Here is an 8,113-nt window from a genome sequence, read left to right on the forward strand (position 1 = left end):
CGCGCGGGCAAAAGGGTCGAGGTGGGGCACCGGCACCATCTCCGCGACCTCATGGCCCAGGTCGAGATGGTCGGTGAGGTCCTTGCCAGTCGCGGCCTGCACGACCCGCAACCGTGCGACCAGCGGTTCGGCAGTAGTCCGGATGCGGTCACCGCGCCGATAGCCCGCCGTGTCGATGTCGACCACACAGACCAGCAGCCGGGCGCCTTCGAGGTAGCGCGAGTGCTCCTCGCTCCACGACAGCGCACCACCGGCGTTGGTGGTGGCGACCAGGCCGGCGCCGCGCGCGGATTCGACGTCCTTTTCGCCTTCGACGACGTAGACCGGGCGACCCTCGGCGATGGCGTCGAGGACTTCGGGCAGGTTGTAGGGGATCTTTTCGAAGCCGCCATCTACCCATGCGCCGGTCTTCTCATCCCAGCGCCGCTGCGAAAAGCTCTTATCGCGACCGTGCTGGAAATCGGCCTCACGGCGAATGACCTCACCGGCGACGGTGCCGTCGGCACGCACGTACGGGTAAGACGCGACAGCCTTCCACGGCGAGGTCTGCGCACCGAGATCCCGTTTCTTGGGCTGTTGCAACGTCATCCCCGCCGCGTCCAAGGCCCGATCGGCGCGCGAGACCTGGCGCGGACGGGGCCGGGGAGCGACGGCGCGGTCGGTGCGTTCGAGCGGCAGGTCGAACATGTCGCGCACCTGCAACCCGACACTGCGCAAGACGACCTCGTTGTCGCAGCCTGCGAAGCAGCGCACCACCGTGCGGTGCTGGTTGGTGTCGTGCTTGATGCCCAGGCTGGGGCGATGGCCGCGCCCGTCGCCCTCGTGCGCGGGGCAGCAGTAGCGCGTCCACGCACCGGCCGGACGGCCCGGGCCTACCGCCCGTTCCAGAGCGGCGGTGATCGTCTCCCACGAACCGGCCCCGCTCACCGCGGTAGTCATCCGGGGAACTCCACAACCAACCGCCCACGACTAGCGGGCCCGCTCGGCACGACGAGCCCGGATGCGGTCTGTACGAACCCGTCCACGACCCGTTCATCGAGGAACGCGCCTTCGTCGGCGGCTTCGAGCGGCAGGTCGACCAGCGCACCGATCTTGTTGTGCCCGCCGCGAACTGAGCAGTACTTGAACGGCCCTTCCGGGGCCAAGATCTCCGACATCATCGGGTCGAAGTACTGCACCCAGTACTGCGCCTGCTCCACGTCATCGCCGTTGCGCAGGTGCTCCCAGGCCAGCCACAGCGCGGTAAACCGGCCCACCACCTCGCCGTGCTCGTGCCACAGCGGGCACCACACCAGCGACTGATCAGCGCCCTGGCGAGTCACCTCGCGGCGATACATCGGCGCGACGTAGAGGGTGACGAACTCCTCCACATTGCCGAAGCGCAGCTCTTTTTCCTTCTCCTCCGGTTCGGGCTCAGGTTCGGGTTCCGGCGCGGGAGCGAGCGCGGCAGCAGCCTCTTCGCGGGCGGTGAGCTCCATGCGGGCGACGACCTCGGGGGTCAGCATGTCGGCGAGGACCGCTTTGGCGATCTCCTTTGACACGGTCGCGACCTGGCTGGCAACGGCCTTGCGGACCGCATCGGCCAGCTCCGCACCCAAACCCAAGGCATCGGCGTTCTCGGTGGCGGTTTCGGGGGCAACGTTGGTGGTCATGCGGACTTGCCTTCCTGCTCGTCGTCGAGGGTCGGCACGACGTAGAACGGTCGGCGCGCACCTCCAAAGGTGTTGTGGGAGTCGGCCTCTGCGGCCTTCGCGGACTGGCGGGCGGGATCATGGGCCGCCAACGACGCCTTGACCGCGGCCGCCATGTCCGGGCGGGCCTGCCACGGCACGGTGCGCACCATCACCGGGCGATGTCCGGAAATGAACACGACCGCACGCCCACGCGGGATCGCCGCCAAGTCACTGATCTCGAGGGTGGTTTCCTTCGAGCGCGAATGCGCCTGCGAGCTGCCGCCCTTGCTGCGGGTCACCGAGATCGTGCGCTCGTAGTGCGACCCGATCAGATCCGACATTTCGCGCAGGAATCCGGCATCAGCCAGGCCGGGGCCCAACACCTTGATGTTCGCGGCACCGAACAGGGCCTTCATGCCGTCCGCGCCCCAGCACCGCACGCCCTGGGCGTAGGACTGCAAGATCGTCATCACCACGATGCCGCGCGACCCGAAATGGCTGTACTGGGCAGGCAATTGCGCCCAACGCACGATGTTGGCGGCCTCATCCAACGCCACCAGCATCGGCACAGGCAGCCGCCCGCCGTGACGCACGCCTTCCTCGGTACCGGCCTCGCACACCGCTGCCGCCAGCGCGGTCACCAGCGGCCCCGCAGAGCCCTTGCCGTCCTTGCTGAGGGGGTAAAGGGTGTCACGGCTGCGCACGAAGGCATGCGGGTCGAACTCGTCGCGCTCATCGCCCGCGGCGCTCGGCGGGGTCACCCACTCGGCGACCGAGGACAGCTTGAGACACGCGGACATCTTTTTCGCGGTCGCGAAGATGCCCGCCCTTTGCTTGTCAGGAGCGTTGTACTGATCCGCCAAGCCCGCCGCGACCATCTCGTACCCGGCAGCGGTGAGCAGATCCACCGGCGCCTGGTCTCGCGGGCTGGTCACCCACAGGTAGACCTGGGTAATCGGGCGCTTGCCCACCGCAGCGGCCAGGAACAGGCCCGCGAGCAGGTCTTCACCTTCCGGATCGAAAAACGCATCCCGGGAGCCCTCACCGAACGCCGCGAAATGGCCGGCGAGCTCTTGCGCGCGTTCCTGCGCGCGGCGGCCGCCATCATCACCGAGGACCCAGGAGATCGGATCCCAGTACCAAGTCGCGGGTTCTTCCGCGACGCCTTGCGGGTCGAAAACCCAGTTCCGGTTCCGGCCACTCTTGGCGCGGTGATCGCGGGTCGCGTCGACGATGTCGCGCTTGTTCGACGTCGCCACCACCGGGCCGATCGCTGCCATGACGGCCGGAATGACGCGGCTGGTGGACTTGCCCGCGCGCGGTCCCATGATGTCGAGGTGGAGATCCTCGTAGGAGCCGTAAATCATTTTCCCGGTGAGGATGTCCTCACCGATCGAGATCCCCGGCGCATCACCGTGGGCCAGGCTGACTTTCAGGTCTGCGGCCTTCTTCATGACCGCTTTGCGGCGCACGTCGGCGAGCTCCGGGCCGCGCGCTAACCAGCGCGCCTGTCCGTCGATCTGCTCTTTGCGCGCTTTGCGGGTGCCGCGACGCTGCCACGGCTTCTTCTCGGTCAACTGCCGCCACCCGACCGCGGCACCGACGCAGGCCGCGCACGCGGTGACCGCGAGCCCTACAGCGGCGCCGGTGGCTTGCCCGGTCCACACCACATCGCCGGTGGCGAGGCGGATTGCCATATCGAGCGGCTGCCAGGTCGCCCCGTCCTGTTCGAGGCCACCGATCCACGGGGCGAGGCGGACCGACAGCGACGCGTACTCGGCGATACCGAACCCGAGGCCCGTGACGATCAGCGGCGCGTATTCCTGCGCATCCCCGCTGGCGGGCCCTTTTACTTTGCGGTCCATTACGCAGCTCCTTCCATGCTCGGCAGGGCGGCGGCGAACAGCCGCACGCGGCAGGTGATTTCAGTGCTCGTCATCGCGTCGCCCCCGGTGCCGAAGTGGCGGTGCGCAGCGAGCAGAACGGCTCACACGGGCCGAGCTGGCGGGTGGTCGGCACTGTGGTCGAGTAGTCGGTGCGCGGGTAGGCCAGCAGCACCCAGACCAGAGCGGCCAAGGCGACCAGCACGACGCACGAGAACGCGGCCGCCATCACGCCGACGACGCCGAAGGTTCCGCCGCTATCTCCGTTGGTGATGACAACCGGTACGTCCACGGTGACCTCACGAATTCGCGCCATCACCCCACCGCCCCAATCCGCTGCGCGTAGCCGCGGGCTTCGGAAGCGGTCATGCCGATAGCTGCGGCCCACCGGTCCACCTCGAGGCGATCCGGCGCTACAGCGATCCGCATAGCGGCACGGGCCTGCTCACGAGTCAGATGCCGACCGGGCAGGAAATCGACGTGCCACCGGTCCTCGCCGACGTAGTCGGCGTGATGGGCAGTCGCATCAGAGACCATGTGCCCGTCGACGACCTGCACCGCGGGGATGGTGGGAGTTGCTGCGCGGCGCCAGGTCTCGCGCGTCCAGACATCGGGGATGTTCATCAGCAGCCACCGCTTACGGCTGCGACGGGCTGAACGAGACTCAAAACCTCGCTACGTCGTACGCGGTAGTGACGACCGTTGACGAGCCATCCGCGCAGGTCACCTGCCTTGACCCAGTTCTTGATGGTCTTGGCATCTACATGGACGAGTGCCGCCGCAGTACTTGCCGGGATCAGGTCTTCAGGGACCAGATCCTCGGTGCGTGCAGCGGCTGAGAGATCGATAGTCATTAAGGGGCCCTCCTGCGGAAATTTCGGAACTTTCTTCCGTGTTGCCTATGCAGGTCCATAGTGCATCAACCTGCATAGGCAGGTCAATACTTGGATAGGCCGCTTATGCAGATCGGTGGCAGGTCGTAGGCTGGTAGGCATGAGCGCGATCGATCCCGACGACCCCCGCCCACCTCGGCGGCAACTCGCTGACCTGCTGCGGGCCGCGATTCTGACTGGAAAGTTGAAGCCAGGGGACAAACTGCCATCGGGGCCTGAGCTGGCCGAGCGGTACGGCGTGTCCAAAGTGACTGCGCAGCAAGCGGTCAACGAGCTGCGCACTGAAGGACTCGTTTTCTCGCGGCCAGGGAGCGGCGTGTTCGTGAAGGAACGCACAAGCCGACCTGTGGGCCTCCGCCCTCATCTCGAGCGGGCGTTCACGGCGCCCAAGGTGACGGTGGACTTCGCGGGATTCGCGGCAGAGACCCTGCACGGCGCGATCTCCGAGCCATTGGACAAGATCCGAGATGGACGATTCCGGCCAGAATCGATCGACGTCCGCATTCTCGTTCCCGACCCAGGAACACCGTGGGCGCTGCCTGCACGCGCGTCGGATCTCGCAGACTCACCCGCGTTCCGGAAGCGGATGGAGCGGATCATGGAACGCCATGCCTTCGGCATCCAGGACGAAGTGCTTGAGCTGAAGCGGATCGGGCTGATCGACTCCGCATCGGTGCAGATTCGCGTCTACCCGGCGACACCGCTGTTCAAGCTCTACATCATCAACCAGATCGACGCCTTCTTCGGCTTCTATCCGATCGAGGAACACCAGCTGCCGCTGGACGGCGAAGACACGGTGATGCTCGATCTCGTGGGCAAGAACGCCACGCTGTTCCACCTGGAGAGCGACCAAGACCAGGAGTCGTTCAAGTCCCAGTTCATCGACCAATGCCAGCGCTGGTACGAGAGCGTCTGGAAAATCGGCCGTGACCTCCAGCCCTAGAAACGAGAGAGCTATGTCAGTGCCTATCGCCGCGGTCGGCGTGGTGATCGTGACCCACAACAACGCGATCGACTTGCCTCGATGCCTGGACGCGGTCCAGAGCAATGCCCGCGGAGCCGTCGTCGTCGTGCGGGACTGCGGGTCATCTGACCAGAGTGTCGCTATCGCCGAACAACATCCGGCCGTCGCCAATGTCATTGGCGGCGCGAATGTGGGGTTCGGCGCAGCCTGCAACGAGGCCGCGAGGTCACTCGGCGGTGATATCCGCATGATCCTGTTCCTGAACCCAGACACCGCGATCGACTGCGATGTGGCCAGCCTGCTCGAGCACGTGACAAGGTTCGGCGAATTCGGTTGCGTCGGTATCCAACAACGGTCGTTTGGCAGCGACCTCGTGTGGTCCTGGGACGAGTTCCCCACACCGCCGCTCGAGTGGCAGAAAGCGCGAAAGGCGGTTTTGTTGCAGCGCTCGCCAGCGGGCTACACCGACGATCGACGCGTCGACTGGAACATGGGCGCATTCCTGCTCGTGCCCCGTGACGCATTCGAAGCCGCAACCGGTTTCGATGAGCGCTTCTTCCTGTTCTACGAGGAGATCGACTTACAGCAGCGCCTGGCCCAGCTCGGGCGACCGACCTACTACGTGGACAAATTCCACTACCAGCACGATCGGAGCGACAAGGCCAGCCTGTGGCGCGAAGTGCTCCGCCTCAACTCGCGGCGAAAGTACGACCGGAAATGGCTATCCCAGTCCGACACTGTGCGATGCCAGATCGCCCAGTCCTACCGCTGGATACAAGACGCCATCCGGCCGAAGCGCGACCGCGACCGCCGACTGGTCATTCCGCGGCTGCTTGCAACCTGGGGACTCATCCGCGCCATCGTTCCACCTGAAGCCATCGACGGCGGCGAGATCGACTCCTGGCGTTCTGTACGCCCGTTCTGGGCAAGCTGACACGCGACGCGATCACGCCTGGGGGACATCCAAGAGAAGAGTCACGGTAGTGAGTTGCCGTGCGCTGAGGCTTGTGTATGGACCGTGTATGGGCACCTCTTATACGCCCATACCCATGTACGCACGGTGTGTACTCGGATATGGGCATGGGGAGCGAGTACCGTCCCAGAGCTATGCGCATCTACGCAATCGCCAACCAGAAGGGCGGCGTCGGTAAGACCGTCACCACGGTCAATCTGGCCGCCGCTCTCGCGGAACGCGGGCGGCGCGTGTTGGCTATCGATTGGGACCCGCAAGGCCATCTCACTGAAGCGATCGGCGTGGAGGTGACGCCGGGCGCTTCGCTCGCGCGAGCACTGCTTGGGCAGTGGAGCGGGGAGCTGTCCGAACTGGTGCAGCAGGTCAACGACAATTTGTTCGTCATCCCGACCAGCGACGACATGTTCCTGCTCGAACCGCAGATGTACGGAAAGGCCGGCCGCGAGTACCTGCTGAGCAGGTTCCTCGACACCGTGGTCAGCATCTTCGACGATGTGGTGATCGACTGCCCGCCGTCGCTCGGTGCGCTCAACGACAACGCCCTCGTGGCCACTCGCAAGCGCCCCGCTGACGACCAAGTGCAAGGCAAGATCGTGATCCCGGTGCAGGCCGAGGATTCGAGCATCAAGGCACTGCGGTTGTTCCTGCGGCAGATGACCACCCTGCAAGAGGCACTGAATGTCGAGTTTGAGGTCGCCGGGATGACCGTGAATATGTACGACGGACGCAAGGGCCGTATCGCCACCTCCACGCTCGAGGCGTTCCAAACCCATCCGATTGGTGTGATCGGGGTGTTCAAGGATCTGAAGGAGGTCCGCGAGTCCTGGCGGCTGCGTACGACGGTGCTCGAACACGCACCCGCCAGCGAGACCGCGATCGGATTCCGCAAGCTGGCCGACCGTCTCGACCCTGAACTGGTGACGGCGGCGGCATCGTGAGTGGCAGCCGTAAACCACTACCCGCACCGGACCTCAGCGGCACAGATCCGAACAGCGTCCTGCGATCCCGAGTCGACCTGAACGTACCGGTCAACCCGCCCATACCTGCCCATACACAGGTAAGGGCGGGTACGGGCCGTGTAAGGGCAGGTAAGGGTGGCACCCGCCCGGATCCGGACGGGATGCGGCGTACCTCGTTCTACATCACCAAGCAGGCCGCCGGCGCTCTCGAAAGTGCGGCCGACCGTATCGTGCAGTTGCTCGGTGAAGGCACACCGCGGCACGTCGCGTTGTCCGCATTGCTGCTAGCCGGTGCGGATCAAGTCGATGCCGTGGCCCAAGAGTTGGCCAAGGAGCGCGCCGCCGAGCTTGCCGCCCGCCTGGCCGCCCTGCCGCCCTTACCCGAGTAATACGCGCCCATACACGGGTAAGAGACGTGTATGGGCGCGTGCGAACAATGTCTAAGGGCTACTGGTGGCCTTGTTCAATTGACCAGCTCTGTCCACCGTTCGTGCACGGCCTGACCGGGGTCATGTTCGCGGCGGTGCCTATGGCGGACCATGAGGCCACCCCAGGTAGACCGCGACGGCCAGACAGGATGTAGGCGTACCGGTCTGCGAAGATGACGCAGTTTGCCCATATCCGAGTACTACGTCCCCTTACTCGAGTAAGGGCCGTGTATGGGCAGGTAAGGGCGTGTGTGGGCGGCTCGACACAGGGCGATGAAATCGTGGAATTGTCTGCTCAGACAACGGAATTCGCGGCGCGGCGTAACCGCATCGGCGCACG

9 protein-coding genes and 1 pseudogene are annotated in these 8,113 nt (G+C 65.4%); 4 read left to right on the forward strand and 6 right to left on the reverse strand.

The features are described 5' to 3' along the window. From ACFQZZ_RS33365 to ACFQZZ_RS33390, 6 genes and pseudogenes are all read right to left on the reverse strand, one after another. A pseudogene (locus ACFQZZ_RS33365) lies at positions 1-939 on the reverse strand (hypothetical protein); the annotation flags it as partial. Beyond that, positions 936-1,652 (reverse strand): DUF4913 domain-containing protein, encoded by a 717-nt coding sequence (locus tag ACFQZZ_RS33370; protein WP_378688915.1) that lies wholly within the window; start codon positions 1,650-1,652, stop codon positions 936-938. The gene ACFQZZ_RS33370 and the pseudogene ACFQZZ_RS33365, both read right to left, overlap by 4 nt. Next, positions 1,649-3,538 carry a type IV secretory system conjugative DNA transfer family protein gene (locus ACFQZZ_RS33375; protein WP_378688918.1) on the reverse strand — a complete coding sequence of 630 codons (1,890 nt, stop codon included), beginning with the start codon at positions 3,536-3,538 and terminating at the stop codon, positions 1,649-1,651. Before ACFQZZ_RS33375 ends, ACFQZZ_RS33370 begins: the two co-directional genes overlap by 4 nt. A gap of 70 nt (positions 3,539-3,608) precedes the next feature. Then, positions 3,609-3,872, reverse strand: a complete 264-nt coding sequence (locus ACFQZZ_RS33380; protein WP_378688920.1) for a hypothetical protein — start codon at positions 3,870-3,872, stop codon at positions 3,609-3,611. Beyond that, a complete protein-coding gene (locus ACFQZZ_RS33385; protein WP_378688923.1) occupies positions 3,872-4,180 on the reverse strand; it encodes a hypothetical protein in 309 nt (102 codons plus the stop codon). The genes ACFQZZ_RS33380 and ACFQZZ_RS33385 overlap by 1 nt, the downstream gene beginning before the upstream one ends. Continuing rightward, on the reverse strand, positions 4,180-4,410 hold the full coding sequence (locus tag ACFQZZ_RS33390; protein ID WP_378688926.1) for a helix-turn-helix domain-containing protein: 231 nt from the start codon (positions 4,408-4,410) through the stop codon (positions 4,180-4,182). The genes ACFQZZ_RS33385 and ACFQZZ_RS33390 overlap by 1 nt, the downstream gene beginning before the upstream one ends. Before the next feature lie 139 nt (positions 4,411-4,549). Here ACFQZZ_RS33390 and ACFQZZ_RS33395 point away from each other — a divergent pair, with 139 nt between their 5' ends. From ACFQZZ_RS33395 to ACFQZZ_RS33410, 4 genes are all read left to right on the forward strand, one after another. Continuing rightward, complete coding sequence (locus ACFQZZ_RS33395) at positions 4,550-5,392, forward strand: GntR family transcriptional regulator (RefSeq protein WP_378688929.1); 843 nt, start codon at positions 4,550-4,552, stop codon at positions 5,390-5,392. Positions 5,393-5,432: 40 nt separating this feature from the next. Continuing rightward, complete coding sequence (locus tag ACFQZZ_RS33400; RefSeq protein WP_378688932.1) at positions 5,433-6,347, forward strand: glycosyltransferase; 915 nt, start codon at positions 5,433-5,435, stop codon at positions 6,345-6,347. Between the two features lie 173 nt (positions 6,348-6,520). Then, entirely contained in the window at positions 6,521-7,324 is an 804-nt protein-coding gene (locus ACFQZZ_RS33405) for a ParA family protein (RefSeq protein ID WP_378688935.1), read from the forward strand. A gap of 182 nt (positions 7,325-7,506) precedes the next feature. After that, a complete protein-coding gene (locus tag ACFQZZ_RS33410; RefSeq protein ID WP_378688938.1) occupies positions 7,507-7,734 on the forward strand; it encodes a hypothetical protein in 228 nt (75 codons plus the stop codon). The last annotated feature ends 379 nt before the right edge of the window (positions 7,735-8,113 follow it).

This window comes from Nocardia sp. GCM10030253 (assembly GCF_042675075.1).
Classification (GTDB): Bacteria; Actinomycetota; Actinomycetes; order Mycobacteriales; family Mycobacteriaceae; genus Nocardia.